The following is a 26537-nucleotide window of genomic DNA, read 5'->3' as shown; positions in this document are numbered from 1 at the left end:
CTTGGCCACGGAGTGTATCAACCCCATTGCGCGCCGAAAAGCAGGCACCGCCGCGCCAATGGTCGCAGCAGCCCGTGGCAGGGCCGCCAGCGCTCCCAATTCCAGGACGGGTTCCCACCAGCGGGTCTCGGTTCCCACCCGACGGCCAAGGGGATGCCGCCTGGCGCCGCTGCCGCGTTGGGGAGTGGCGTGGTAGATTGAGGGAGAGACGGGGCAGGGTAGCTCAGCCGGTCAGAGCGCACGACTCATAATCGTGAGGTCGGGAGTTCGAGCCTCCCCCCTGCTACCACGACGAACCGCCTCCATTTCCCCGGCCTGACTCCGCCTCACCGGCCCATCGCCCGGCACGCGACCGGGAGCACCACGGCCCGACGAGGTTGGAGGATGCGCTTCGGCGCGACGGGGAACACGCGTTCCCGGCCTTCGAAGCCGGAGACGGTCTCTGGTTTGCGGGCGGCGCAGGAGCGGAAGGAGCCCGCCGACAGGAGGATGCGGACCCGAAACCGCCGGCGCGAGGCAACCGGAGCGCCCTGAATCGCCGCCTGGCCGGCCGGCCAGCCCCGCCAGTGCCAGGTACGCCGCGCCGTCATTAGTTGACCGAGTTGGTCAACTTTGTTAGTGTAGCGGCCATGGCCGTCGCTGAACCTGCTGCTCCCGCTCCCTCGCTGCGAGAACGCGCCCCCGTGAAGCCGCTCGCGCTCGGCACCGCCATCGTGGCCGTGTGGCTGCTGCTCGACCAGCGCGGATTCGCCATCGGGGCGTTCTGGCTCATCGGCGTGGCGTTCGGGGTCATCCTCCAGCGGAGCCGGCTGTGCTTCGCCGGGGCGTTTCGCGACCTGATCTTGCTGGGCGACGGGCGCCTGTTCCGGGCGATCCTGATCGGGCTCGCGGTGGCGGCCGTCGGCTTCGTGCTGCTCGAGGCGCGGCTGGCGCCCAACCCGGGTTTCGGCATCGCACCGGCCGGGCCGCATATCCAGCCGGTCGGCATCGCGACGGTGGTCGGCGGCGTGCTGTTCGGCGTCGGGATGGTCCTCGCGGGCGGGTGCGTCTCGGGCTCGCTGTGGCGAATGGGTGAGGGGTACGTGGCCTCATGGGTCGCGATGGCGGGCATCGTGGCCGGCACCATCGTCGCGAACCGCCAGTGGACGTGGTGGTACGACAACGACATCCGCGAGCGGACGGCGGTCTGGCTGCCGGCGGAGCTGGGCGGCTACCCGGCGGCGCTGGCGCTGACCCTCGCGGGCCTCGCCGCGCTCTACATCGCGGTGCTGTGGTGGGAATCGCGAACGCCGAAGATGCCGGAGTTCCCGGCGCCGCCGCCGGAGCCGGCCTTCGGCTGGCGCGACCAGCTTCGGCAGGGCTGGGAGAAGGTCTGGGGCGGGCACGGCTGGAGCTACGCGACGGGCGCCATCGCGCTCGCGGTCGTCTCGGTGTTCGCGCTCGGGCTGCAGGTGCCGCTGGGCGTGACGGGAGGGATTTCGCTCTGGGCGGACAACGTGCTCGGGTGGTTCAACGCGAGCTCGCTGCCGCTGAAGGGGAGCGAGCTGCTCGCAGGCTGCACGCCCGGGGGCGCGGAGAAGTGGTTCACGGTCCGGACCGCGACGATGCTGGGGCTGGTGGCCGGGGCGTTCACGGCCTCGATGCTGTCGGGCGAGTTCCGGATTCGCCGCCCGCGGCAGTGGAGCCGGTACGTGCAGGCTGGCGCCGGCGGGCTGCTGATGGGTTACGCGTCGGTCATCGCCATCGGCTGCACGATCGGCGCGTTCTTCTCGTCGATCCCCTCGCTGGCGCTGGCGGGGTGGGTCTATGGCATCGCGCTCTTCGGCGGAGCCTGGATCGGCGTGGCGCTGATCCGGCGGCTGCCGTAATCGATGAGCGAAGGAGGGAACGATGGAACTCGACGTCCGCGGTGAGATGTGCCCCTACCCGGCGATGAAGGCGCGGGAGGCGCTCGGGAAGCTGCCGGCGGGCGAATGTCTCGAGGTGCTGACCGACCACGCGCCGGCGCTTTCGACGGTGCCGTGGGAGGGGGCGAAGCTGAATTACCGCTCGACCATCGAGCCGGCCGGGCGCGGGACGTGGCGGATTCGCCTCGAGCCCGCGGAGGGCAAGCTCGACCAGAAGCAGGCGCTGGCGGAGATCTCGCGCCGCGCCGCGGAACTTTCGAAGGGCTAACCGGGAGGTTCGACGATGGAACGACTGATGCGACTTCGGCTGCCGTGGCTGGGGCTCGCGCTGGCAGTGCTGCTGGCGCTCCCGCTGGCGGCGGCCTGCGGCGGCGATGATGACGATTCGGGCACGGCGCCAGCAGACGGCGGGAGCACGGAGCCCGCGGGCTACGCGGAGCCGAACCTGCTCGCCGAGACGGACTGGCTCGCGGGGCAGCTCGGCAACGCCTCGCTGGTGGTCGTGGATATCCGGAAGAAGGAAGCGTACGACGCCGGCCACATCCCGGGGGCGGTCTGGTACGACCAGGCGGCGCTGAAGGACCCGGACGAGAAGCTGTACGTCATCCGCGAGAGCCTGTTCGCCGAGAAGGTCGGCGCGCTCGGCATCGACAATTCGAAGGAAGTCGTCATCTACGACGACGGGACCGGCCTGTGGGCGACGCGGCTCTGGTGGGTGCTCGACTACTACGGGCACAACAAGGCCCGGGTGCTGAACGGCGGCTGGGCGAAGTGGGAGAAGGAGGGCAAGGCGGTCTCGAAGGAGGCGCCGACGCCGACGAAGGCGACCTTCGTGGCAAAGCCGAACCCGGACGTCATTTGCGCGCTCGACTATGTGAAAGAAAAGGCGACGAGCCCGAACCCGAACGTGGTCATCCTCGACGTGCGGTCGCAGGCGGAGTACACGGGCGCGGACGTGCGCGCCGCGCGGGGCGGCCACGTGCCGAACTCGGTGAACCTCGACTGGCAGGCGTCGCTGACCGACAGCGATCCGAAGGTGTGGAAGCCGGCCGACCAGCTGCGCGCGCAGTTCGCGAAGGCGGGCATCACGAAGGACACCGAGGTCATCACCTACTGCCAGACGGGCGTGCGGGCGGCGCATTCGCTCTTCACGCTCCGGCTGGTGGGGCTCGGCAAGGGGAACAAGGTGTACGACGGCTCCTGGGCCGAGTGGGGGAACTCGAAGGACACGCCGGTCCAGCAGTAGCCGGTCCGGCAGGGTCGGCTCGCATCGCGGGGGAGGCGCTGAGCGCCTCCCCCGTCGTTTGGCCGGGCGTTGCTTCCGACAGGTATCCGCTCTTGACATGCGGCGTACGATGCATGACGTGAGGGGATTTCTGCTGTGGGCAGCGGCTGCGGCCAGCGCGGGACTGGCCGCAGCCTGTGGTGGCGACTCCGCGGACGTGACGACGGCAGGCATGCCGCTCGGGCTGACGGGCGACACCCTGACGTCGACAGCGAGCGCGCGGGAAGCCGCGTCGCCGTCACCGAGCCCGACGCCGACGGCAACGCCGACCGCGACCCCCAGTGCAACGCCGACGCCGACCCGGATACCAACGGCCTCGCCCACGCCAACACCGAGCCCGCGCGCCACCCCAACGCCAACGGCGACGCCCACGACACCGCCAACCCCGACCCCGCGGCCCGCGCTGCCGACGCCGACGGCGACGCGGCGGGCGAACTGCGACCCTTCGTACCCGGACGTGTGCATCCCGCCGTATCCGCCGGACCTCGACTGCGGGGACATCCCGTTCCGGAGGTTCCGCGTGGTCGGGGCTGACCCGCACGGCTTCGACCGGGACCGCGACGGGGTCGGCTGCGAGAGCGGCTAGGCGGGTTCGAACCGGAGGAGGTCGCCGCCGGCGAGCCCCTCGGCGCCGCCGGCCGGGAGTTCGATGACGGCACGGGCGCCGCGGGCCGCGGCCAGCCCGACCCACGGGCGCACGCGGCGCGCGACCCGGAGGACGCGGCCGTCGCCGTCGATGAAGACAGCATCGATGGCGAAGCGCATGAAGAGCATATGGATGGAGGAGCAGGGCTCGATCAGGAGGCCCTCGCCGGGCTCCAGCGGCCGGCGGAGCATCAGCCCGCGAAACCGGCTCCAGAACGAATCGGCGACGGCGACACGGTCGGCCACCACGTTGCCGGTTCGCGTGTTGACGACGCGGACGTTGCGGGCCATGCGCGGGAGCGTACCGGCGCCCGGCGCAAGTGGCTACCGCTGGGCAACGGTGAAGACCCGTTCGTGCCGGAGGAGTTCGGCGCCGCGCCAGTCGCGGCCGCTGAAGGTGACGCGGATTTCGGGCCCGAGGTCGTCGACCGTGAGGAGGCCGAAGTGGCCGCCCCCGGGGTGAACGCCTTCGCTGTAGGGGCCGCCCTTCACCGAACCGCGGCGGTCGAGCGCGGCGGCGTGGTAGACCGGGAAGCCGGGGCCGCTCCCGTCCGACGCGAAGCGGTTGTTGGAGCCGTCGTCGGCGGCGAGCATGTGGGCGTCGCCGCTGAGCATGACGAGGTTGTCGATGCGGTGCTCGACGAGGAAGTCGGCGATGCGGCGGCGCTCATCGGCGTAGGCCGCCCAGCTGTCGCTGCCGGTTTCGCTCGAAATCCACGGGACGCTGTTGACCCAGATGATGAGCGCCGCCTCGCCGCGGGCGCGGAGCAGCTCCTCGAACAGCCACGCGAGCTGGGCTTCGCCGAGCATAGACTTCCCGGGGCCATCCTGCCAGCGCGAGGGGTCGCGCTCGGAGCGGCTGTCGGTGACGATGACGCGCACGCGGCCGACGGTGACCGCCTGGGCGATGGGACCATCGAGCGGGAGCGAATAGTGGGGGACGATTTCGCGGTAGACGGCGCGCGCGGCGGCGCGGGAGCGGGTGGTGCGGTCACTGTCGTCGCCGCCGTAATCGTGGTCGTCCCAGGTGTAGAGGATGGGCACGTCGAGCCAGAGCGCCTGCTGGGCGGGGGCACGGAGTGAGCGGGCGAAAGCGGCGCGGATGGCGCCCGGGGCGTCGTCGTCGATGTCCTCGTAGTGGAAGTCGCCGGTGTGGATGAAGAGGAGCGGGGCGGCTTCGCGGATGCGATCGAACACCTGGCCGTTCGAGCCGGTGCTCGCGCAGGACCCGAAAGCGAGGGTGAACGAGGCCCGCCCGGCGGGGAGGGTGGTCAGCGAGCCGCTGCGGGAGCGGTCTTCGCGGCCGCCGGCAGCGACGGCCCAGCGGTAGCGTGTCGCGGGCTGGAGGCCGGCGACATCGAAGCGGGCCACGCCGGCGGGGCTGAGGGAAGCCGGCGGGAAGCGGCCGACTTCCTCGCCAGAGGGCTCGCTGCGAACGACGAGGGTGAGGTCATCGGCAGGCTGAGTGTCGGCCAGCTGCGCCGTGACCGCGAACGATGTTGAGGTAACGCCGCCGGCCCACGCCCATTCAACGAGGTCGACGGGGGCGGCGCGCAGCGGCGAGGCCGGGTGGGTGGGGCCAAGGTAGACGTCGTGGACGCGGACGCCGGCGAACGTCGCGGCCGCGGCGACCGCTGCGAGCGAGGCGAATGCTGCCAGCGCCGTTCGGGGCCGGTTCCGGAATTCCGGCGCAGCCAGCGCGAGCCCGGCGGCGGCGAGGAATGCGGCCCCGGCGATGCCGGCCGGTTCGACCGTGCCGAGGCTGGCGACAACGGCGACCGACCAGGCGGCGGCGAGGAAAAGCAGGGCGGCGCCGAGCGAGGAGCGGAGCCCGGCGCCGCAGCCGGCAAGGCCGACGAGCGCCGCCCACGTCAGCGCTGAGGCGTCCCACGGGCGCTCGAGCAGGGCGAATTCGCCGGCGCGCTGCCACCCGGCCGCTGCGACGAACGCGACTCCCGCAGCGCCAATCGTGAGTGCGCCGCCGCGCGCGAGAGCGGTGCCGGTCATGGCCGGATTCTCGCACGGGCGGCGCGGCAGCGCGGGCGAACCCCGTCAGGCGGTGGCCTTTGGGCGGTCCGGGACGGCGGAGAGGTCTTCGAGGCCGCGCGGCACCCGGGGAACCTGGACCTTGCGGACCTGCTCGATGATGTACTTCGCGCGCTCGCGCTGCTCAGGGGTCGAGGCGGGCAGGGCCAGGCTGATGCGGGAGGCGTATTCGCGGTGGTTCGCGACGAACTCAGGCAGCTTGTCGTACGTGGACGTCTGAGCGAAGACGCGGAGGACGTCTTCGGGGATGACCCGCTGCATCTCGTCCCACTTGCCCTGGAGCGAGAGCTCGTGGAGCTGCATGCCGAGGCTCTTGAGGCCGTGGACTTCGAAGACTTCGTGGTAGGAGCGGGTGGAGCCGTAGAACGAGATAGGCTGGCGGAGGCGTTCGAGGCCCTGCTCGATTTCGGACTCGGTTTCGCCGAACACGGTGAAGCCGCCGCCGGCGATTTCGATGTCCTGCCAGGTGCGGCCGGAGCGCTTGAGACCGATAGCGACGTTGGGGAGGACGACGTCGCGCATGTACTTGTCGGTCATGAAGCCGTGGGGCATGACGACGTCGGCGACTTCGCCGGCGACGCGGGCCATGGCATCGCCGACACAGGCGAGGCCGACTTTCGGGCGCGGGTAGGGGATGGGCCCCGGATTGAAGTTCGGGGTCATGAGGGTGAAGTGGTAGAACTTGCCGATGAACTCGGGCTTCTTGCCGTCCTGGAAGGAATCCCAGACGGCATGGAGCATCTTGATGTACTCCTTCATGCGCGTGGCGGGGGCGCCGGGCCAGTCGACGCTGAAGCGGTGCTGGTTGTGGCCCTTCACCTGCGAGCCGAGGCCGAGGACGAAGCGGCCTTTGCTCATGTGCTGGATGTCCCAGGCTTCCATGGCGAGGACGGTGGGGCTTCGGGGGAAGGCGATGGTCACGCTCGTCTGGACTTCGAGCTTTTCGGTGCTGTAGGCCGCGAGGGTGGCGGCGAGGATGGAATCGTGCTGGGTTTCGGGCGTGCTGGCGAAGTCGTAGCCGAGTTCTTCGGCGCGGCGCGCCTGCTCGGGGACGGCGGTGAGCCAGGTGCCGCCGAAGCCTGAACCGACCTTCATGGGTGCTGTCCTTTCTCGGGATTGGGAGTGGGCGTGCGGGGCGAAGTCTACGCGGAGCGGAACGGCCCTGCACGGAAACGGGGAACGGCGCGACCTTTCCCTTTACGTCAGGGTTGCGGTTCGCTACAGTGCCGCAAAGCCCCTAACGACACGGCAGGAGAAGGCGATGGATTTCCGGGATACGCCTGAACAGGCGGCGTGGCGGGCCGAAGTGCGCGAGTTCCTCGAGAAGGAGCGGCCGCGCGTCGACCCCGACATCAACCCGATGGAGCTGGCGCGGGAGCGGGGCGGCGCGCTCCGGGAGTGGCGGGACAAGCTGGCGAAGAAGGGCTGGATCGCGCCGGCCTGGCCGAAGGAGTACGGCGGCGCGGGCCTCGGCGTGATGGAGCAGTTCATCATGAACGAGGAGTTCGCCGAGGCGCGGGCGCCGCAGGTCGGCGGGATGGGCGTCTCGATGATCGGGCCGACGCTCATCATCCACGGGAACGACGACCAGAAGCGGGAGCACCTCGGGGCGATCCTCCGGGGCGAGGTGCAGTGGTGCCAGGGGTACAGCGAGCCGGGCTCGGGTTCGGACCTCGCGAGCCTGCAGACCCGCGCCGTGCGCGACGGCGATGACTTCGTCATCAACGGGCAGAAGATCTGGACCTCCGGCGCACACAACGCCGACTGGATGTTCATGCTGGCGCGGACGGACCCGGACGCGCCGAAGCACCGCGGCATCACCTACTTCCTGGTCGACATGAAGAGCCCGGGCATCACGGTGCGGCCGCTCATCAACATGGCGGGCGGGCACCAGTTCAACGAGGTGTTCTTCGAAGACGTGCGGGTGCCGGCGCGGAACGTGGTCGGCGAGATCAACCGGGGCTGGTACATCGGCACGACGACGCTGGACTTCGAGCGTTCGTCGATCGGGAACGCGGTGGGCCAGCGGCAGACGCTGGAGTACTACCTGCGGTACTGGAAGGAGCACCGCGGGAAGCCGGAGACGGCGAGCGCGAGCGCGGCGTTCGCCTCGGAGTTCGCGGACCGGTGGATCGAGGCAGCGACGGCGAAGATGCTGAGCTACCGCGTCATCAGCATCCAGGCCGCCGGCCGGGTGCCGAACCACGAGGCGTCGATTGCAAAGCTGTTCAACACCGAGCTGAGCCAGCGCATCGCGCGGACGGCGATGAAGGCGCTCGGCACGTCGGCGCTGCTGACCGGCCGGGATGCGCCGATGAAGGGGCGCGCGCCGGGGAGCTACCTGCAGACGGTGTCGTCGACGATCGCGGGCGGGACGAGCGAGATTCAGCGGAACATCATCGCGACGCGGGGGCTGGGGCTGCCGCGCGGCTGATTCGAGGAGGTTCCTCCCTCAGTGCCGGCCCGGCGAGCGCGCCGGGCCGGTTCGCGTTCGGGAAAGGCCGCCACCGCCCGGGGCACCCCGCCTTGTCCGCCGGGGCGGAGGGCCTAGACTGGGCTGCATGAGACTGGCGGCGGCGCTCTTCGCGGGGCTTCTCGGGCTCGTGTGGGCGACGGCGGCCTTCGCCCATGCGGAACCGAGCCGGGCGCGGCCGGGCGACGGCGCGGTGCTGAACGAGCCGCCGACGGACGTGGTCCTCGTGATGACGCAGGAGATGGCGCGGCAGGCGGGCGCGAACGACATCAAGGTCTTCGATGCCGCCGGGAACGAGGTGACGCGTGAGCCGGCCGTCATCGACCCGAACGACCGGCGGCGGCTTTCGGTGGCGCTGCCGGCCGGTCTTGCTCCCGGCGATTATGTCGTTCGATGGACGACCCTCAGCGCGGAGGATGGGGATACGGCCAGCGGCGAGCTGCGGTTCCGGTACGACCCGGCGGCGGCGCCGAACCCGGGCCGCGAAGTGCTGCAGGAGAGCCTGCTCGGCGGAGGTCCGACGCAGGCGCCGCCCGCCGCGGCGGTGCCGCGGGGTGAGGCGAGCGGGACCGGCTGGGTCCTCGCGGCGGCCGTCGGCGCGACGATGCTGATTGTCGGGGTCGGCGCGGGCGTGGTGTTCAGCAGGCGGGGGGAATGAAGCGGGCACTGCTGGCGTTGCTGGCTGCCGTCACGGTGCTGGCGCTCGCGGTGCCGGTCCGCGACGGGCGGGCGCACGCGGCGCTGGTGGCTTCCGAGCCGGCGGCGAACGCGTTTCTGCGGCAGGCCCCGGCGGAGGTGATCCTCGACTTCACGGAGCCAATCGACCCGCGCGCGAGCGCCATCCGTCTGCTCGACGGGGCGGGGCGTGAGATCGCTATCGGGGCGCCGGTCGTGACGCAGGGGCGGATGCGGGCAAAGCTGCCGGCGCTCGAGCCCGGCATCTACAACGTCATCTGGAACAACGTGTCGCTGGTCGATGGACACGCGCTGACCGGCTCGTACCCGTTCACGGTGCTGAACCCGGACGGGACGGTGCCGGACGCGGTGAACACGGTCGGCGCGGTCGGGTCGGGGGCGGACCGGCTCGGGCGGCCGGACGGGACCGCGACGCGGCTGCTGGCGCTGCTCGGGCTGATGCTGACCGCCGGGGCCGGGCTGGTGACGCTGCTATGGCCCGAGGCGCCGGTTTCCACCCGGCGGCGGCTCGGGCAGGCGGCAGCGCTCGGTGCGGCGGCGTGCGTCGTGGCGGCGGGGCTCAGCCTTGCGCTGCTGCTCGAGACGTATTCCGGGGTCGGCGCCGCGGCAGCCGTTTTCGAAACCCGGTTCGGGCGGTACTGGCTGGCGCGGGCGCTGCTGGCCGCGGCCGCGGCCGGGGCGGCGGCGCTGTACGGGCGGCGGCCGCGGGCGGCTGCGTGGGCGCTCATCGCGCTGGCGGCGGGGCAGCTCGTGACGTTCACCGCGACGAGCCACGCGGCGGCCGTGCCGGGAAGCGCGTGGGCGATGGCCATCGACTTCGCTCACGCCGCAGCGGCGGTGGGCTGGCTGGGCGCAGTCGCGGGGACCGTCGTCGCGGCCCGGTTCGGCAGGCGGCGGGACGCGTGGCGGCCGATGATGCGGCGGTTCGCCCGGCTGGCATCGGTCTTAGTCTTCGTGCTGCTGGCGACGGGGCTGCTCGGCGCGCTCATCCACATCGATTCGGTGCAAAAGCTGACCGAGACCCGCTACGGGCTGGTGCTGCTGGCGAAGCTGGCGCTGGCGGCGCCGCTGCTGGCGGTCGCGCTGTACAACGCGCGCTGGGGGAAGGCGCGGCTGGTGGGCGAGCGGCCGGGCGAACCGCGCCGGTTCATGTTCGGCGCGGCAGCGGAAGTCGCGCTCGGCGTCGCAGTCGTCGGGGCGGCAGCGCTGATGAGCCAGACGACCACGAGCCGCTCGATCGTCATCGAGCCGGAGCGGCGGCCGTTCGAGATGACCGCGCCGGCGAGCGACCTGCAAGTCACGCTGCGGATCGACCCGAACCAGACGGGCCTGAACACCTACCGGGTCGCGCTGGCCGACGGCTCGGGCGCGCCGGTCGACGCGCAGCGGGTACGGCTGGTGTTCCGGTACCAGGAGGACCAGTCGCTCGGGCCCTCGACGCTGGTGCTGGCGCCGGTGGGGCAGGGCGAGTTCGGCGGACAGGGGCCGTACATGCCGCTCGAGGGGCGCTGGCGGGTGGAGGTCGAAGTCCGGCGGGCCGATGCCGACGACGCGCGGACGTTCTTCGACGTGCGGCCGGCGGGGGCGTTCGCGGCGGCAGTGAGCCGGGGCGGCGGCGCGTGGTCGCTGCCGACGGCGGGGCTGACGTGGAACCAGTTCGGCGGGCTCGTGCTGCTGCTGGCAGGGCTCGGGTTCGCGCTCAGCCGCGGGACGGCGCGTGAGCTGAACCGGCGGCTCGGGTGGGCGGCGAGCACCGGCACGATGGCCGGCTTCGGGCTCGGGGTGCTGCTGCTGTTCGGGGTGCACGCGCACGAGCCGCAGGCGGGGCTGCCGACGAACCCGGTATTCCCGGATGCGGATTCGATCGCGCGGGGGCGGGCGCTGTACGAAGCGAACTGCATCGCCTGCCACGGGCGGACGGGCGTGCCCCCGCCGGGGCTCGACCTGAATCCGTACCCGCTGGACCTGACGGTGCACGTGCCGCAGCACCCGGACGGGCAGCTGTTCCGGTTCATCGCGGACGGCATCCCGGGGACGGCGATGCCGGCGTGGAAGGAACAGGGGCTGACCGACGAGGAGATCTGGCACCTCGTGAACTACCTGCGCACGCTGGCGCCTGCGACGCAGTAACGGGCGGCCGGGGCGCGGCTCCGGTATGATCCGGGCCTGCCGGGAGACAGCACCGGCAGGAGGTTCGAACGATGGTCACCATCATCGGCAACGTGAAGCCCGAGGACGACTACACCCACCCGCTCGGGCCCGAGGAAAACTTCAACGAGTCGGTCTACTTCAATTTCTTCGACCGGGAGCAGCAGATGGGCGGGTTCCTGCGCATCGGCAACCGGGCGAACGAGGGGTACGCCGAAGTCACCGTCATCGTCTACCAGCCCGATGGTTCGGCGCTGTTCAACTACAAGCGGCCCCAGATTTCGAGCAACGACGGCTGGAATGCTGGCGGCCTGAAGGTGGAGGTGCTCGAACCGGGCGAGCGGCTCCGCACGACGTACGAGGGCTCGGTCGTGTACCTGAAGGACCCGCGGGAGATGCGGGAGCCGAGCGTGGCGTTCAAGGAGAACCCGCACAAGCGGATCCGGCTGGACCTCGTGCACGAAGGGGTCGGGCCGATCTACGGGCACGTGGCGGAGCCGGGCGGCGCCGGCGCGCAGAACGAGTTCGCGCGGGCGCACTATGAGCAGCACATGCGCGTGACCGGCACGCTGCAGGTGGAAGACGGCCCGGTGCTCCACATCAGCGGGCACGGGCTGCGCGACCACTCGTGGGGGCCGCGGTACTGGCAATCGACGCCGAGCTACCGCTGGATTACGGGCAACTTCGGCGACGACCTCGGGATGGTGCTCTCCATCGTGGGCGACCGCATCGGCGGGGTGTTCCACAAGGGGAAAGACACCATCGTGCAGGTCAAGAACATCGAGCTCGAGACTGAGTACGAGGGCGATACGAACTACCACAAGGCGCTGAAAGCCACGGTGACGCTCGCGAACGGCGAGGTGCACCGGGTCGAGGGGACGGTGCGGGGGTTCATCCCGCTGCGGAACCGGCGCGCGGGGATGTTCACCCACATCGGGGAGGGGATGACCGAATACCTCCTCGACGGGGAGCGCAAGGGCTACGGCCTGAGCGAGTACCTCGACCAGGTCGAGTAGGGCCGTGCAGAAGGACGAAGTCCAGCAGGGGCTGGAGCGGTTCATCGCGGCGCGGACCGGGGGGCCGGTGACGGTCTCGAACCTGGTGCGGCTTTCCGGGGGCGCGTCGCGGGAGACGTGGTCGTTCGATGCGGAAACGCCCGCGGGGCGGATCGAAGGGATCCTGCGGGCGGACCCGGTGCCGGGCGCGCCGACGATTCCCGGGCGGGAGCTGGAGTACCACCTGATCAAGGCGGCGTGGGATGCGGGCGTGACGGTCCCTGAGCCGCTCTGGGACGGCGACGACACGTTCCCGGTGGCCTTCTTCGTGATGCGCCGCGTGCCGGGCGAGACGCTCGGGGCGCGGCTCATCCGGGGGGAGCAGTACGCGAAGGCGCGCGAGGTGGTCCCGGCCCAGCTCGCGCGCGACCTCGCGCGCATCCACAGCATCCGGGAGGCGGACCACCCGGAGCTGGCCCGGCTCGAGCACCCGCCGGCCGGGAAGACCTCGGCCGAGGCGCAGCTCGACTACTACGAGAACAACTACCGGACGGCCGAGCTGGACCCGCACCCGGTGTTCGAGCTGGCGATTCGCTGGCTGCGGCAGCACCTGCCGCCCCCGGGCGAGGAGGTGCTGGTGCACGGCGACTTCCGGCTCGGGAATTTCATCTTCGATGAGACGGGCGTGCGCGGCATCCTCGACTGGGAGCTGGCGCACTGGGGCGACCCGATGGAGGACCTCGGCTGGCTGGCGGTGAAGTCGTGGCGGTTCGGCGGGAAGCAGCCGATCGCCGGCGTCGGCACGCGGGAAGCGTTCATCGAGGCATACGAAGCGGCCGGCGGGCGGCCGGTGAACCGGCAGCACTTCCTCTGGTACGAGATGTTCGGGAACCTGAAGTGGGGCGTCATCACGATGACGCAGGCAGCGACCTACCTGACCGGCCGGAACCGGAGCGTCGAGCTGGCGGCCATCGGCCGGCGGACGGCGGAGACGGAGATCGTGCTGCTGGAGCTGCTCGAAGGGAGGTGGGACTGATGCAGGACCGGCCGACGTTCGATGAGCTGCTGGAGGCGGTGGCGGGCTACCTGCGGGACGACGTGATGCCGAACACGCAGGGCCGGCTGAGCTTCCACGCGCGGGTCTCGATGAACGTCGTCGAGATGCTCCGGCGGGAGCTCGCGACGATGGAGGAGCACCTCGCGCGGGAGTGGGACGGGCTCGACCGGCTGCTGGGGGTCGAGCCGATGCCGCCGCGGCTGGCGGGCGTGCGCGAGGCGCTGCTCCGGCGCAATGCCGACCTGTGCGAGCGCATCCGGAAGGGCGACGCGGACGAAGGGCCGTGGCGGCTGGCGGTCCTCAGCCACCTGCGGACGGTGACGCTCGACAAGCTGGAGGTTTCGAACCCGGGGCTCGCAGCGGAGTACCGCGACCGGGCCTGACGGCGCGGGAGCCTTCTCAGGCGGGCATCGGGGTGCCGGCAGCGGCGCGCTGGGCCGCCTCGCGGGCGGCGGCCTCGGCGGCTTTCTTCGCCTCGGCGCGCTCCTTTCGCGTGAACTCCGGCATCACTTCGCGCGCGAAGAGGCGGAGGCTGTTGAGCACCTGCTCCTGCGGGATGGTTTCGCCGGTGTTGATGAGGAAGACCATGCGGTCGACGCCGACCTCTTCCCACCACTTGAGCGCCTCGATGCAGGCCTTCGGGTCGCCGATGGGCGTGCCTTCGCGGACGGGGCCGACGACGTCGCCGGGGCGATTGCGGAGCGGTGCGGCGCTGGCGTGGGCGTGGTAGGCCGGCGAGGGGTAGATGCCGCCGACGCCGACGAGGTGGGCCGCGCGGAGACCGAACTGGAGGGCGGCCATGCCGCCGACGGCCTTCGCGCGGGCGTCGTCTTCGTCGCAGTACATGAAGGCGACGCCGTTGACCTGCTCGTTGACCGTTTCGCCGACGGGTTCGCAGGTGCGGATCGCGCGGCGGTAGTCCTTCACCATCTGCTGGTAGTCGAGCGGGGCGCCGAGGGTGACGCCGAGCATCCCCATGCCGCGCTCGCCCGCCTGGACAGCCGTTTCAGGCGACTGGACGGCGACCCAGAGGGGCGGGTGGGGTTTCTGGAGGGGCTTGGGGATGATGTTCCGCTGGGGCATCGTGAAGTGGCGGCCGTTCCAGGAGAAGTTGTCGGTCGTCCACATCTTGACGACGGCGCGGGTGCATTCGTCCCACATCTCCTTGGTGAGGTCGGGTTCGCAGCCGAAGGCGGCGAGCTCGGTCCAGGTCGCGGAGCGGCCGGTGCCGAATTCGAGGCGGCCGTCGCTGAGGATATCGAGGGTGGCGGCGCGCTCGGCCACGCGGGCCGGGTGGTTGATGGGCGGGAGCATGAGGGCGATGCCGTGGCCGAAGCGGATGTTCTTCGTCTTCGCGGCGCAGAAAGAGAGGAAGACCTCCGGCGCGGAGGAGTGGGAGTACTCCTCCAGGAAATGGTGCTCGACTTCCCAGACCTGGTCGAAGCCCAGCTCATCGGCGAGGACGACCTGTTCGACGGCCTGGTGGAGGACGCGGTGCTCGGAGCGGTCGTCCCACGGCTTGAGGACGGAGTGTTCGTAGAAGATGCCGAATTTCACTGGTGCACCACCCGGGAAGGTCGTAAGCCGAAGGCTAACGATTATGCTAGCATCCTGCCAGCCCGGTTTGGGGGTGCCTGTGACGAAGGTTCAGCTGGTGACGGATTCGACGACCTGCCTCGGTGCGGAAGCGGCGGCGGACCTCGGCGTGCTCACGGCGGCGGGGAGCTTTGCGTTCGAAGATGAGCGGATGGCCGACGATGAGCGGGCGTGGCGGGCGGCGTACGAGCGCATCCGCGCGGGGGCGCGGCTGCCGCGGACGTTCGCGCCGCCGGAAGCGGCGTACCTCGCACACTTTCGGCCCGCAGCGGAAGCCGGGCAGGACGTGCTCTGCCTCGTGACGCCGTTCGACGTGAGCCCGAGCTTCACGACGGCCTCGGCGGCGATGCTGACGGTACAGGACGACCTGCCGGACGCGCGGATCAAGATTTCGAACCCCGGCGTGGGCCATGCGGGGCTCGGGGCGCTGCTGACGACGGCCGCAGGCCTCGTGCAGGAGGGGAGACCACTCGACGACCTGCTGGCGCACCTCGAAGAGCTGGAGCCGCGGGCGGACGCGCTGGTCGTGCCGGCTGATACGCGGTGGCTGGAGGAGAGCGGGCGGCTGGCGCTGGTCGAAGAGAAGCTCGGCGAGCTGGAGGACGGCCTGCCGGTGCTGCGGATCGGGACGCGGGTGACGGGGGTCGCGCGGGCAGCGACCCACGAAGCCGCGCTGGAGGAGGCGGTGCGGCGGGTGGGGCAGCGGGCCGGGGGCGCGCAGCTGAACGTGGTGGTGGCGCACGCGGCGGCGCCGGGACTGGCGGAGGAAGCGGCCGACCGGGTGCGGCGCGCGTACGCGGTGGAGCGGCTCATCGTGACGGAACTTTCGATGGCGATCGGCGCGGTCGTGGGGCCGGGCGCGGTCGCCATCGGCGCGGCGCCTGCGGGCGCGGGAGGGAATTGAGATGCCAGACCGGGGAACACTGGCGATCGACGGGCTGGCGCCGGCGGAGTTCGACGCCGGGCCGCTGGAGCTGCGCGGCCGCTGGCTGCAGCTGACGTTCGAGGTGGACCGCGACGCGGCACTGCGGTGGCTGCCGGCGGACGTGACGCGGCCGATCCCGTGCTACGCGCGGCTGCTGGTCGCCGAGGGCGAGACAGCGGCGGGGCCGCTGCGGTTCGCGGCGCTGGGCGTCGGCGGGCGGTTCCGGATGATGCCGCGAAACGTGCTGGCAGCGGCCGTCGTCGAGGGCGCGGGGCGGCTCCCCGCGCTGGCGGGACCGGCGGAACCCGGCGAGGTTCGCATCGAGCGGGAGGGCGACGACGTGACCGTGCGCATCGCCGGGACGTCCGGCCCGCTCGCGGAGGCGCGGCTGCCGGCGCCGTACGCCATCGACCCGGCGATGCTGCGGTGGGACGGCTGGGTGGTGTACGCGCCGGAGGGCGGCAAGACGGTGCTCGCGGAGGCGCCGGTGAGCGTCGACGCGGCCGCAGCGCGGCTGGCGAAGGGCGCGGCGATGACGCCGGCGGCCGGCCTCGACCGGGGCAGCCCGTGGCGGCAGCTGCGGACGCTGCTGCCGATTTCGGCGTGCATCGTCGAAGGGACGCTGCGGGTGGGACCGGCAGCAGTCCCGGCGCCGATGCTGCTCGGCTGAAGCAGAGGCACTCGCGGCGGGCAGGGCAGCCGCCGCTGTGCTAGATTCCGCCCACCGGGCGGGCAGACAGCAAGGAGAAGGGAGCCTGCGCGATGAAATTCGGCATTTTCTACGAGATTTCGGTGCCGCGGCCGTGGGGGCCGACGACCGAGTACGAGGTGTACCAGAACTGCCTCGAACAGGTGAAGCTGGCCGATGAGCTCGGCTTCGACCAGGTCTGGGCGGTGGAGCACCACTTCCTCGAGGAGTACTCGCACTGCTCGGCGCCGGAGGTGTTCCTCACCGCCTGTGCGATGGTGACGAAGAACATCCGCATCGGGCGCGGCATCGTGGTCTGCGTGCCCGAGTTCAACAACCCGATCAAGGCGGCGGAAGTGGCGGCGACGATGGACATCGTCTCCGGCGGGCGGCTCGAGTTCGGGACGGGGCGGTCGGCGACGTGGACGGAGCTGGGCGGGATGTCGGCCGACCCGGACGAGACGAAGAAGACGTGGGACGAGTGGGTGCGGATCATCCCGAAGATGTGGACGGAGGAGCGGTTCGGCTACCAGGGGCGGGCGTTCAGCATGCCGCAGCGGGCGGTGCTGCCGAAGCCGCTGCAGAAGCCGCACCCGCCGATGTGGGTCGCGGTGACGAGCCCGGGGACGGAGCTCGACGCGGCGGACCGAGGGATGGGCAGCCTCGGGCTGACGTTCGGGGGCTTCGCGGAGCAGGAGCAGAAGATCGCGGAGTACCGGCGGCGCATCAAGTACTGCAACCCGGTCGGCTCGTTCGTGAACGAGCAGGTGAACACGGTGAACTTCCTCTTCTGCCACGAGGACAACGAGTACGGGGCGAAGACGGGCCAGCGGCTGGCGGGGACGTTCAACTATCTCGCGGAGCAGCTGCTGGCGGCGCGGCAGGCCTACCCGACGCGGTCGTACCCGAACCTCGGGCTGCTGCCGGCGCTGCGCCGGGAGGCGACGAGCGCGCCGGAGGGGCAAATCCCTGAAGGCCTGTGCATCGGCAACCCGGACCGGATCATCGAGGTCATCAAGAAGTGGGAATCGGTCGGCGTGGACCGGATCAACTTCCTGCTGAACGCCATCGAGACGGTGCCGCAGGAGGAGGTGCTGGCGAGCCTGCGGCTGTTCGCGAAGGAAGTGATGCCGAAGTTCGCGGAGAAGCCGGCGGCGAAGGCCCCGGCGGCGGTGGGAGGGAACTGATGCCGCTCGTGGGAACCCGGCCGACGACCGATTTCGAGCACGGACCGCTGCTGCGGCCGGACGGCGAGCCGTGGGTGCTGCCGCGCGTGCAGATCCTGCAGGTGATGTACGAGCTGGAGCAGGGCGCGATGACGAGCCTCCTGCCGCCGGCGCTGCACCCGACCATCCCGCCGACGCTCGTCGTGACGGCGTGGCGGGTGCCGGAGAGCCCGGCGGGGCCGTTCACGCTCGCGGAGGCGAAGGTCGGCTGCCGCTCCGGGGCACGGCCGCGGGCGCTTTCCGTGCGGGCGTACTGCGACTCGGCGGCGGCGCGGGAGGCGCTGGCGGCGCGCTGGGGCTACCCGGTGAGCGAGGGCACCATCGACTTCGCGCGGCGGTACGACCGAAGCTGGGTGACGGTCCGGGCGGGCGGCCGCACGGTGCTCGACGCGCATCTCGTCGACCCGGAAGCGATCAGCGGGGCCGACATCCAGTACCTGGCGACGCTGAACACGGCGCGGGTGGAGCGGGACGGCGCGGCCACGGCGCGGCTCATCCAGGTCGACCCGGAGTACCAGTTCCACAGCGCAGACCGGGGAATGCCGGAGCTGCTCGCGTTCGACGGCGAGGCGTGGGGGCTGCCGGGGGCGGACCCGTACTGGCCGGTGAGCGCTTCCTACGCCGTCGCCGACGTGGCGATGCCGGAGCTCCGGTACCTGGTCGACCCGGCGAAGCCGCCGCTGGCGGCGGTCGAACGGCTGCACGCCTGAGGCGGGGGACGGCTCAGGCGAAGGCGGGCGCGGGGCCGAGCTGGCGTTCGAGCTCGGCCGGGGATTCGGCGGGCGCCATGCAGGCCATGTTCTCGCAGACGTAGGCGAGGGCGCGGCCCGCCGGCTCGCGGCCTTCGAAGAGGGGCAGGCCCTCGGCATCGGCGGTCGGCGCGACGACGGTAAAAGGAAGGTAGCGCGCGGCGAGGACACCTTCGAACGGCGCGCGGGCGGCCGCATCGCCGACGATGACGATTTCGCGGTGCGGCGCGAGCGCGAACTCCATCGCCTGGAGGATGGTGCCGAAGCCGGTCACGGCGCGGAGCAGGTGGTCGGCAACGGCGGCGACGACGTCGTCGACGACCCGCTCCCACTCGGCGGGGCCGTAGTAGCGGCCGAGCCAGAGGCCGAGCAGCGCCGCGGCGCCGTTCCCGGACGGGGTGGCGGCATCGAAGAAGCTGCGCTGGCGGACGATCAGCTGCTCAGCGTCGCTGGCGGTGTCGAAGAACGTGCCGGTTTCCGGGTCGCGGAAGCGGGCGAGGGTGGCCTCCCAGAGCTCCCGGGCCCAGTCGAGCCAGGCCAGTTCGCCGGTGGTCTTGTAGAGCTCGACGAGCCCGAGGCCGAGGTACGTGTAGTCTTCGAGCATGCCGGGGACGCGGGCTTCGCCGGCCTTCCAGGTGTGGTAGAGGACGCCGTCGCGCCAGACGCTGGCGCGGAGGAACTCAGCGAGGCGGGTCGCGGCCATGGCGTAGGCCGGCTCTTCGAGCACGCGGGCGGCTTCGGCAAAGGCAGCGAGGGCGAGGCCGTTCCAGTCGGTGAGTACTTTGTCATCGAGGCCGGGCGGGACGCGCTCCTGGCGGGCGTAGAAGAGGCGCTCCTGGATCTCCTCGATGCGGTCGAGGATGTCGTCCTGGGAGAGCCCGAAGCGGCGTTCGAGGTCTTCGATGTCGGGGCGGGCGGTGAGGACGCTGCGGCCGGTGAGCTCCGGGTGGTGGGGGTCGCGGAAGTTGCCGTCCGGGGTGACGCCGTACCAGGCCATGGCGAGGGGGGCATCGGCGCCGAGCACCTGCTCGACCTCGGCGGGCGTCCAGAGGTAGTACTTGCCCTCGATGCCTTCGCTGTCGGCGTCGAGCGCGGCGTAGAAGCCGCCCGCAGGGTCCTGCATTTCGCGCAGGAGGAATTCGAGGGTTTCGTGGACGACCCGGGCGAAGCCGCCGTCGCCGGTGAGCTGGTAGCCGTGGAGGTAGACCCGGGCGAGCTGGGCGTTGTCGTAGAGCATCTTTTCGAAGTGAGGGACGATCCACGCTTCGTCGACGCTGTAGCGGGCGAAGCCGCCGCCGACCTGGTCGTACATGCCGCCGGTGGCCATGCCGCGGAGGGTGTGGAGCGCCATGGCGGCAGCGGCCTGGCCGGTCTCGGCGCCGGGGTTAGCGGCGAAGTGCGCGAGGAGGAATTCGAGGTTCGAAGGCGAGGGGAATTTCGGCGCCATGCCGAAGCCGCCCCAGGCGGTATCGAAGACCTCGGCGAACTGTTCGACGGCGCGGGCGAGCGTGGCGGGGGCGATGCCGTCGCCGTGGCCGGCGGCACGCGCGGCGGCGGCGCGGAGGTGCTCCGTGAGGCCGCGGGCCGATTCGAGAATGCGGTCGCGGTCGGTCTGCCATTTTTCGGCAAGGAACTGGAGGACGCGCGGGAAGCCGGGGCGGCCGTGGGCGTCCTCGGGCGGGAAGTAGGTGCCGGCGTAGAACGGTTCGCCCTCCGGGGTGAGGAAGACGGTCATCGGCCAGCCGCCCTGGCCGGAAATGGCCTGCACCGCGGCCATGTAGACGGCGTCGACGTCGGGACGCTCTTCGCGGTCGACTTTGACGTTGATGAAGTAGCGGTTCATGAGGTCGGCGATGGCCGGGTTTTCGAAGGATTCGTGGGCCATGACGTGGCACCAGTGGCAGGAGCTGTAGCCGACGGAGAGGAGGATCGGCTTCTGCTCGGCGCGGGCCCGTTCGAACGCCTCGCTGCCCCACGGGTACCAATCGACGGGGTTGTCGGCGTGCTGGCGGAGGTAGGGGCTGGTTTCGTTCGCGAGGCGGTTCGGCATGGGTTCCACGGTACAGGATTCGCGTGAGCGCTGCTGTCGACAGCCCGTCCGGGCGGGGGCAGAATGCCGCGCATGGCAGCTGACCTCGTGTTTCGGAACGTGCTGGTGATCGATGGGACGGGCGCGCCGGGCTTCCCGGCAGACGTGGCGGTCGAGGGGGACCGCATCATGGCGGTCGGGGAAGCGCCGGCGGGGCGGCGGGAAGTCGACGCGCGGGGGCAGGCGCTGTGCCCCGGCTTCGTCGACACGCATTCGCACGACGACGGCGCGTTCCTGCGGCACCCGGACATGGCGTTCAAGCTGGCGCAGGGCGTGACGACGGACGTGAGCGGGAACTGCGGCTTCAGCACGGTGCCGAACGAACCGGGGCGGGAGTACATGCCGGGGGACATCTCCGGCCCGGGCGCGGGCTGGACGGACCTCGCAAGCTACTTCGCGGCCTGCATGGCGAAGCAGCCGGCGATCAACAACCTGATGCTGGTCGGGCACAACCGGGTCCGGGCGCACGTGATGGGGATGGAGCGGAGGGCGCCGACAGCGGACGAACTGGCGGCGATGCGGGGGCACGTCGCGCGGGCGATGGAGCAGGGCGCTGCCGGGCTCTCGACCGGGCTCATCTACGAGCCGGGGCGGTACGCGCGCACCGAGGAGGTCATCGCGCTGGCGCGCGAGGCAGCGCCGTTCGGCGGGCTGTATGCGACGCACATGCGGAACGAGGCAGACCGGCTGCTGGAGGCAGTGGACGAGGCGATCACGGTCGCGCGGGAGGCGGGCGTCGGGCTGCACATTTCGCACCACAAGGCGGCGGGACGGCGGAACTGGGGCCGGGTGGGCGAATCGCTCGCGAAGGCAGACGCGGCTCACGCCGCGGGGACGAGCGTGACGCTCGACGTGTACCCCTACACAGCAGGCAGCGGGCCGATGTGGCAGTACGTGAACCTCGAGGCGATCGACCGGGAGTGGGCCGAGAACGTGATGATCGCGAGCTGCCCGGACCGGCGGGAGTTCGAAGGGCGGATGGTCCCCGACATCGCGGCGAGCGAGGGGTGGACGGTCGAGGAGGCGGTGCGGCAGATCCTGACCGCGCCGCGGGGGAAGGAGGTCATCTGCATCCAGTTCATCATCGATGAAGCCGACATCGAGACGAATCTGCGCCACCCGCGGATGTTCATCGGCTCGGACGGCATCCCGGTGCTGAAGGGGAACCCGCATCCGCGGCTGTTCGGGACGATGCCGCGGGTGCTGGCGCGGTACGTGCGCGAGCGCGGGGTGCTGACGCTCGAGGAGGCGGTCCGGAAGATGACCTCGGCGCCGTGCGAGCGGTTCGGGCTGGCGAAGCGGGGGCAGGTGCGCGAGGGCTGGTTCGCCGACCTCGTCCTGTTCGACCCGGCGACGGTGGAGGACCTCGCGACCTACGAGCAGCCGAAGCGGGAGCCGCGCGGCATCCGGATGGTGGTCGTGAACGGGCAGGTCGCGTACGACGACGGCCGGCACACCGGGGCAGGGAGCGGGCGCATGCTGCGGTACCGGCAGGAGGCCTGACGGGGCCGGGCCGGTAAGGGCCGGGGGCCGTATAGTCGCGGGCACGACGTTCAGCCCAGGAGGGGATTCGCATGCAGAAGCCGGCAGTGGCGCTAGCGGCGGCAGTCGGCCGCCGGAAATGGACCGTGGAGACGGCGAAGCAGCTCGAAGCGGCGGGGTTCGCCGGGATTTACTGCGCGAGCTTCGGCGACGGGATGGGGCTGTGCCTCTCGATCGCGCACGCCACCTCGACGATCAAATTCGGGACGTCGATTATCCCGATCTACTACCGGGTGCCATTCGACCTCGCGCAATCGGCGGCGTACATCCACGAGATCAGCGACGGGCGGTTCTACCTCGGCATCGGTGTGAGCCATGCGCCGGCCAACGCGCGTATCGGGGCGAAGCCCGGGAAGCCGCTGAGCGACATGCGGCAGTACGTCGAGGCGATGCGGGCGGCGTCGCAGCAGGTCGGGCCGCTGCCGCCGATCGTTCTGGCGACACTGCGGACGAAGATGGTCGAGCTGGCCGTGGAGATCGCGGAGGGCGCGGTCTGGGCGAACGCGGCGCGGAGCCACATGCCGGAGTCGCTGGCGCACATCCCGGCGGAGAAACGGGAGGGCGATTTCTTCATCGGCGACATGATCCCGATGTGCATCGATGACGACGACCCGGCGGCGGCGGCCAAGGTGATGAAGCGGGTGCTGACCGGCTACGTGATGCTGCCGAACTACCGGAACTACTGGAAGGAAGCCGGCTACGTCGAGGAGATGGAGGCGATCGAGGCGGCACTGGCGCGCGGCGACCGGGAGGCGCTGCCGGGGCTGATGTCAGAGCGCTGGCTTTCGGACTGCACGCTGTACGGCACGCGGAAGCAGGTGCTGGAAGGGCTGGAGCAGTGGTTCGCAGCCGGGGTGAAGACGCCGATCGTGGTGCCGTCCTCGACGAAGGGCGGGCAGGTGAAGGCGTTCGAGGAGCTGTTCGCTGCCTTCGCCTGACGCCGCCGGTCGCGCCGTCCCTACAATGGGAGACGTGTTCGAGCGCGAGCTGGAGGCGGCGAAGGAGGCGGCGCTCGCCGCGGGGGAGGTCATCGAGCGCTTCCGGCGGGAGGGCGTCCGGTACGGGCGGAAGGCCGGCCGGGAGCTCGTCTCGGAAGCTGACCTCGCGGCGGCGGCGCTGCTCGAACGGCGGCTGCTCGGCGCGTTTCCCGAGGACGGCTGGCTGAGCGAAGAGCACCGGGATTCGCCGGCGCGGCTGCGGGCGGCGCGCACGTGGGTCGTCGACCCGATCGATGGGACGCGGGAGTACCTCGAAGGCGTGCCGGAGTTCGCCGTCTCGATCGCGCTGGTGGCGAACGGCGAGCCGGTGCTCGGGGTGGTGCACAACCCGGCGACGGGCGAGCTGTTCGCAGCGGCGTGCTGCGGCGCCATGGAGCGCCCGGCGACCGAGCCGACGGGCCAGCCGTTCGAGGCGCTCGTCGGGCGCGGCGAGCACGCGTGGGACGACCTGCCGCCGCTGCCGGAGGGCACGCTGGTGCGGCCGATGGGGAGCGTCGCCTACCGGCTGGCGCGGCTGGCGCAGGGCGACGGCAACGCGACGCTGACCGGCTTCGGCCGTGCGGAATGGGACGTCGCCGCGGGCGCGGCGCTCTGCCGGGCGGCGGGGCTCCGGGTCACCGGGGTGCTGGGCGACCCGATCCGGTTCAACCAGCCGCGGCCGGTGGTGCGCGGGCTGCTGGCGGCGGAGCCGGGGCTGCACGAACGGCTGACGCGCTTCTTCAAGCAGTTCGCGCGGGGATAGCCCGCAGGGGAGGCAGGTCATGGGCATCGGCATCGGGTTCGGCGTGGCCGGGTTCCCGTTTTCGTCGGCGGATGCGTTCGGGCGGTGGATCGACCTGCTGGAGGAGCGCGGCGCGGATTCGGTCTGGTTCAGCGAACGGCTCGTTTCGAGCGCGCCGACGCTTGAGCCGATGGCAGCGATCGGGATGGCGCTGGGCCGGACGCGGCGGCTGAAAGCGGGGATGAACGCCGTGGTCGTGCCGTTCCGCGACCCGCTGGTGCTGGCGAAGGAGTGCGCCACGCTCGACTACCTGAGCGGCGGGCGGCTCCTGCCCGTATTCGGGGTAGGCGACGAGCGGGCGCCGGAATGGCGGGCGACCGGCCGCGACCCGCGGGGCCGCGGGGCCGCAGCGGACGAAGCGCTCGAAATCATGGCGCGGCTGTGGGCAGGCGAACGGCTGACGTTCGCGGGGCAGCACTACCGGTACACGGAGGCCGTGATTTCGCCGCTGCCGGTGCAGCAGCCGCTGCCGCTCTGGATTGGCGGGAGTTCGGAGGCCGCGGTCCGGCGGACGGCGCGGCTGGGGACAGGCTGGCTTGCCGGGCTGCAGACGCCCGCGCAGGTGGCGCCCATCGTGGCGGCGATCAAACGGGCGGCGGCAGAGGCGGGGCGCACGATTGACGAGGACCACTACGGGGCCGGGTTTTCCTACCGGTTCGGGAGCGCCGACGAGCCGGTGGTGCAGCGGCAGCTGGCCGGGCTAGCGCGCCTGCCCGGGGTCGGCGACCCGCTGGGGCTCGCGGCGGTGGGCGGCGCGGCGGAGATTGCGCAGCGCATCCGCGAGTTCATCGCGGCCGGGGTCTCGAAGTTCGTCGTCCGGCCCATCGCGGAGAACGACGATGACCTGATGGCGCAAACCGCGCGGCTGCTCGACGAGGTGGTGCCGCTGTTCGCGCCGCCGAAGGTCAGCGGGAGAGCGGCGCGAGCCTGACCCAGAGGTCGGGGGGCTCCCCGGCATCGCGCGTGAACACCCTCGAGGCGGTGAAGATGGCTGCCGGGCCGCTCGCATCGGTGACGGCGACCGCACCGGGACGCTCCCACGCCGGCACCTTCTGGTCGATGAGCAGGTCGGAGACCTTCCGCGTGAGGCCGCGCCAGGCGATGCGGTCGCCGGGCTGGAGGTGGCGAACCCGGAGGGCGCCGCGGAGGCTCGCGGAGGCGAGGCCCGCGACCGGCGCCTGCGGGGTGGCCTCCGCGGGGGATGTGAGGACATCGACCCGCCACGGTCCGAAGCGGCGGCTGCCGGGGACGTCGAGGAGCACCGGCTCGGCGGGCTCGACGGGTTCGAGGCGGGGACCGATGCGGACACGGCCCGCGGAGACCTCGACAGCGGTGTCGCCGAAAGCGACCGAGCCAGAGCCGCGGCGGAGCGCCTGCCGGAGGTTTTCGAGCCGGGTGCGGTTGACCGCGGGCTCGAGGTGGAAGAAGGCGGCCTCCCGTTCGACGACGAGCCAGAGCGATTCCCCGGGGAGGCCGGCGAGCGCGGCTGCTTCGTAGACGGCGCCGACCGGGCCGCGTTCCAGCGCGCGCGCCTCGAACGAGCGGCGCTCGAGGAGGGCGAAGGCCTCGCGGGCGCTTTCGGCGAGGCCGAAGAGCGCCGCATCGATGGACGGGTTGAAGTCTGCGAGGGCCGGCAGGAGCGCCGTCCGGATGCGGTTGCGGGTGTGCGAGGGGTCGCGGTTCGACTCGTCGACGCGGGGCTCGAGCCCGAGGTCGCGGCAGACGGCGAGGGTGTCGGCGCGCCGGAGGCAGAGCAGCGGGCGGAGGAGGGCGCGCCCGGGGGCGCCGGGCACCTGTCCCGCCGGGAGCATGCCGCGGAGGCCGCGGACGCCGCTGCCGCGGAGCAGGTGGAGGAGGACCGTCTCGGCCTGGTCGTCGGCGGTGTGGCCGGTCACGACCGCGTCGCACTGCTCCTTTTCGGCGGCGAAGGCGAGGAACTGGTAGCGCATCAGGCGGGCGGTCTCTTCGATGCCGCGGCGCTGGCGGGCGGCCACCTCCCGAACCGGGCCTTCGCCGGTGACGGCTTCGAGCCCCAGGGCAGCCGCGTGCTCGCGCACGAACCGGAGGTCTTCGGCGGAGCCCGGACGGAGCTGGTGGTCGAAGTGGGCAACCTTCAGCTCGAGGCGGAACCGGTCGCGGAGCCGCAAGAGGAGGTGGAGGAGGGCGAGGGAATCGGGACCGCCGGAGACGGCGACGAGGAGGCGGCTGCGGCCGCGGAAGAGCCGCTCCTCGGCGGCGAAGCGTGCGACGCGCTGGAGCGCGTCCCTGAGGGCACGGGGAAGGCGAGCGGGCGGCTCGGGCGGCTCAGGCGCGCCGGGGAAGGGAGCGAAGCCCGGGACGGGGGATTGCTCAGCGGGGGAAGAGCCGCTGCCACCAGGTGCCTGAGGGCTGCGCTTCTTCGGCGGCCGGGGGACTGATGACGACAAACGGGATTTCCCCTTCGCGGATGTAGCCGTAGCGGCGGCGGGCCTCCTGTTCGACGTACGCATCGGAGGCGACGTAGGCGCGGACGGCTTCGAGGTAGGCTTTCTGTTCTTCGAGCGCGCGGAGCTGCTCTTCGGCGCGCGCACGGGATTCGCCGAGCTGGCTGGAGCGGTACATGCCGAGGACGGCCGTGTAGACAAAGTAGCCGCCGATGATGAGGCTGACGGCGATGATGACCCGGGAGCGGCTCAGCAGGGGCGGCGCCAT

General features: G+C 71.6%; 25 protein-coding genes and 1 tRNA gene. 19 read left to right on the top strand and 7 right to left on the bottom strand.

The window, feature by feature from the left end:
- The first annotated feature begins 212 nt into the window (after nt 1–212).
- The 5 genes from N2041_RS06215 to N2041_RS06195 all read left to right on the top strand — a co-directional run bounded on the left by N2041_RS06215 (nt 213) and on the right by N2041_RS06195 (nt 3778).
- Nucleotides 213–289 (top strand) — tRNA-Met (locus tag N2041_RS06215).
- A gap of 394 nt (nt 290–683) precedes the next feature.
- Complete coding sequence (locus tag N2041_RS06210) at nt 684–1868, top strand: YeeE/YedE family protein (protein ID WP_297676892.1); 1185 nt, start codon at nt 684–686, stop codon at nt 1866–1868.
- A 22-nt stretch (nt 1869–1890) separates the two neighbouring features.
- Nucleotides 1891–2175: a sulfurtransferase TusA family protein gene (locus N2041_RS06205; protein ID WP_297676890.1), complete on the top strand. Its 285-nt coding sequence runs from the start codon at nt 1891–1893 to the stop codon at nt 2173–2175.
- Nucleotides 2176–2190: 15 nt separating this feature from the next.
- Complete coding sequence (locus N2041_RS06200) at nt 2191–3153, top strand: sulfurtransferase (RefSeq protein ID WP_297676888.1); 963 nt, start codon at nt 2191–2193, stop codon at nt 3151–3153.
- Between the two features lie 118 nt (nt 3154–3271).
- Entirely contained in the window at nt 3272–3778 is a 507-nt protein-coding gene (locus N2041_RS06195; protein ID WP_297676886.1) for a hypothetical protein, read from the top strand.
- On the opposite strand, the gene N2041_RS06190 is transcribed toward N2041_RS06195, so the two are convergent.
- The 3 genes from N2041_RS06190 to N2041_RS06180 are packed head-to-tail and all read right to left on the bottom strand — an operon-like array spanning nt 3775 to nt 6978.
- Nucleotides 3775–4128 (bottom strand): DUF192 domain-containing protein, encoded by a 354-nt coding sequence (locus tag N2041_RS06190; protein ID WP_297676884.1) that lies wholly within the window; start codon nt 4126–4128, stop codon nt 3775–3777. The two genes, N2041_RS06195 and N2041_RS06190, sit on opposite strands and share 4 nt — an antisense overlap.
- Before the next feature lie 33 nt (nt 4129–4161).
- Nucleotides 4162–5844 carry an alkaline phosphatase gene (locus N2041_RS06185; protein ID WP_297676882.1) on the bottom strand — a complete coding sequence of 561 codons (1683 nt, stop codon included), beginning with the start codon at nt 5842–5844 and terminating at the stop codon, nt 4162–4164.
- Nucleotides 5845–5889: 45 nt separating this feature from the next.
- Nucleotides 5890–6978: a TIGR03617 family F420-dependent LLM class oxidoreductase gene (locus N2041_RS06180; RefSeq protein ID WP_297676880.1), complete on the bottom strand. Its 1089-nt coding sequence runs from the start codon at nt 6976–6978 to the stop codon at nt 5890–5892.
- 166 nt (nt 6979–7144) lie between these two features.
- Between N2041_RS06180 and N2041_RS06175 the strand changes: the two genes are divergently transcribed.
- The 6 genes from N2041_RS06175 to N2041_RS06150 all read left to right on the top strand — a co-directional run bounded on the left by N2041_RS06175 (nt 7145) and on the right by N2041_RS06150 (nt 13635).
- Nucleotides 7145–8317 carry an acyl-CoA dehydrogenase family protein gene (locus N2041_RS06175; protein ID WP_297676878.1) on the top strand — a complete coding sequence of 391 codons (1173 nt, stop codon included), beginning with the start codon at nt 7145–7147 and terminating at the stop codon, nt 8315–8317.
- Nucleotides 8318–8444: 127 nt separating this feature from the next.
- Nucleotides 8445–9014 carry a copper resistance CopC family protein gene (locus N2041_RS06170; protein ID WP_297676876.1) on the top strand — a complete coding sequence of 190 codons (570 nt, stop codon included), beginning with the start codon at nt 8445–8447 and terminating at the stop codon, nt 9012–9014.
- Nucleotides 9011–11182: a copper resistance protein CopC gene (locus N2041_RS06165; protein WP_297676874.1), complete on the top strand. Its 2172-nt coding sequence runs from the start codon at nt 9011–9013 to the stop codon at nt 11180–11182. The genes N2041_RS06170 and N2041_RS06165 overlap by 4 nt, the downstream gene beginning before the upstream one ends.
- Before the next feature lie 71 nt (nt 11183–11253).
- Nucleotides 11254–12216 carry a hypothetical protein gene (locus tag N2041_RS06160; RefSeq protein ID WP_297676872.1) on the top strand — a complete coding sequence of 321 codons (963 nt, stop codon included), beginning with the start codon at nt 11254–11256 and terminating at the stop codon, nt 12214–12216.
- A 4-nt stretch (nt 12217–12220) separates the two neighbouring features.
- Nucleotides 12221–13231: a phosphotransferase family protein gene (locus N2041_RS06155; protein ID WP_297676871.1), complete on the top strand. Its 1011-nt coding sequence runs from the start codon at nt 12221–12223 to the stop codon at nt 13229–13231.
- Nucleotides 13231–13635: a DUF6285 domain-containing protein gene (locus N2041_RS06150; protein WP_297676869.1), complete on the top strand. Its 405-nt coding sequence runs from the start codon at nt 13231–13233 to the stop codon at nt 13633–13635. Before N2041_RS06155 ends, N2041_RS06150 begins: the two co-directional genes overlap by 1 nt.
- A 16-nt stretch (nt 13636–13651) precedes the next feature.
- Here the strand turns inward: N2041_RS06150 and N2041_RS06145 are convergent, their stop codons facing one another.
- Nucleotides 13652–14809, bottom strand: coding sequence for an LLM class flavin-dependent oxidoreductase (locus tag N2041_RS06145; RefSeq protein WP_297676866.1), 1158 nt, complete (start codon nt 14807–14809; stop codon nt 13652–13654).
- A 79-nt stretch (nt 14810–14888) separates the two neighbouring features.
- On the opposite strand from N2041_RS06145, the gene N2041_RS06140 reads away from it, so the two are divergent.
- From N2041_RS06140 to N2041_RS06125, 4 genes are all read left to right on the top strand, one after another.
- Nucleotides 14889–15752, top strand: a complete 864-nt coding sequence (locus tag N2041_RS06140; RefSeq protein ID WP_297676864.1) for a DegV family protein — start codon at nt 14889–14891, stop codon at nt 15750–15752.
- A 1-nt stretch (nt 15753) separates the two neighbouring features.
- The gene (locus tag N2041_RS06135) at nt 15754–16443 is read left to right on the top strand and encodes a hypothetical protein (RefSeq protein ID WP_297676862.1); all 690 of its coding nucleotides are present in this window, start codon (nt 15754–15756) and stop codon (nt 16441–16443) included.
- 92 nt (nt 16444–16535) lie between these two features.
- Entirely contained in the window at nt 16536–17648 is a 1113-nt protein-coding gene (locus N2041_RS06130; protein ID WP_297676861.1) for an LLM class flavin-dependent oxidoreductase, read from the top strand.
- The gene (locus N2041_RS06125) at nt 17648–18397 is read left to right on the top strand and encodes an acetoacetate decarboxylase family protein (protein ID WP_297676859.1); all 750 of its coding nucleotides are present in this window, start codon (nt 17648–17650) and stop codon (nt 18395–18397) included. Before N2041_RS06130 ends, N2041_RS06125 begins: the two co-directional genes overlap by 1 nt.
- Before the next feature lie 13 nt (nt 18398–18410).
- Here the strand turns inward: N2041_RS06125 and N2041_RS06120 are convergent, their stop codons facing one another.
- Nucleotides 18411–20486, bottom strand: coding sequence for a thioredoxin domain-containing protein (locus N2041_RS06120; protein WP_297676857.1), 2076 nt, complete (start codon nt 20484–20486; stop codon nt 18411–18413).
- Nucleotides 20487–20558: 72 nt separating this feature from the next.
- On the opposite strand from N2041_RS06120, the gene N2041_RS06115 reads away from it, so the two are divergent.
- From N2041_RS06115 to N2041_RS06100, 4 genes are all read left to right on the top strand, one after another.
- Nucleotides 20559–22028: an amidohydrolase family protein gene (locus tag N2041_RS06115; RefSeq protein ID WP_297676855.1), complete on the top strand. Its 1470-nt coding sequence runs from the start codon at nt 20559–20561 to the stop codon at nt 22026–22028.
- A 71-nt stretch (nt 22029–22099) separates the two neighbouring features.
- Nucleotides 22100–23005: an LLM class flavin-dependent oxidoreductase gene (locus N2041_RS06110; RefSeq protein WP_297676853.1), complete on the top strand. Its 906-nt coding sequence runs from the start codon at nt 22100–22102 to the stop codon at nt 23003–23005.
- A 34-nt stretch (nt 23006–23039) separates the two neighbouring features.
- Nucleotides 23040–23807 (top strand): inositol monophosphatase family protein, encoded by a 768-nt coding sequence (locus N2041_RS06105; protein ID WP_297676851.1) that lies wholly within the window; start codon nt 23040–23042, stop codon nt 23805–23807.
- Between the two features lie 19 nt (nt 23808–23826).
- Nucleotides 23827–24777 carry an LLM class flavin-dependent oxidoreductase gene (locus tag N2041_RS06100; protein WP_297676850.1) on the top strand — a complete coding sequence of 317 codons (951 nt, stop codon included), beginning with the start codon at nt 23827–23829 and terminating at the stop codon, nt 24775–24777.
- Here N2041_RS06100 and tilS read toward each other — a convergent pair.
- Nucleotides 24752–26272, bottom strand: coding sequence for a tRNA lysidine(34) synthetase TilS (tilS, locus tag N2041_RS06095; RefSeq protein ID WP_297676848.1), 1521 nt, complete (start codon nt 26270–26272; stop codon nt 24752–24754). The two genes, N2041_RS06100 and tilS, sit on opposite strands and share 26 nt — an antisense overlap.
- The gene (locus tag N2041_RS06090; protein ID WP_297676846.1) at nt 26196–26537 is read right to left on the bottom strand and encodes a septum formation initiator family protein; all 342 of its coding nucleotides are present in this window, start codon (nt 26535–26537) and stop codon (nt 26196–26198) included. Before N2041_RS06090 ends, tilS begins: the two co-directional genes overlap by 77 nt.

Source organism: Tepidiforma sp., from assembly GCF_026419595.1.
Classification (GTDB): Bacteria; Chloroflexota; Dehalococcoidia; order Tepidiformales; family Tepidiformaceae; genus Tepidiforma.
Note: the sequence above shows the minus strand (reverse complement) of the source record. Positions and strands in the feature narration are given on the sequence as shown.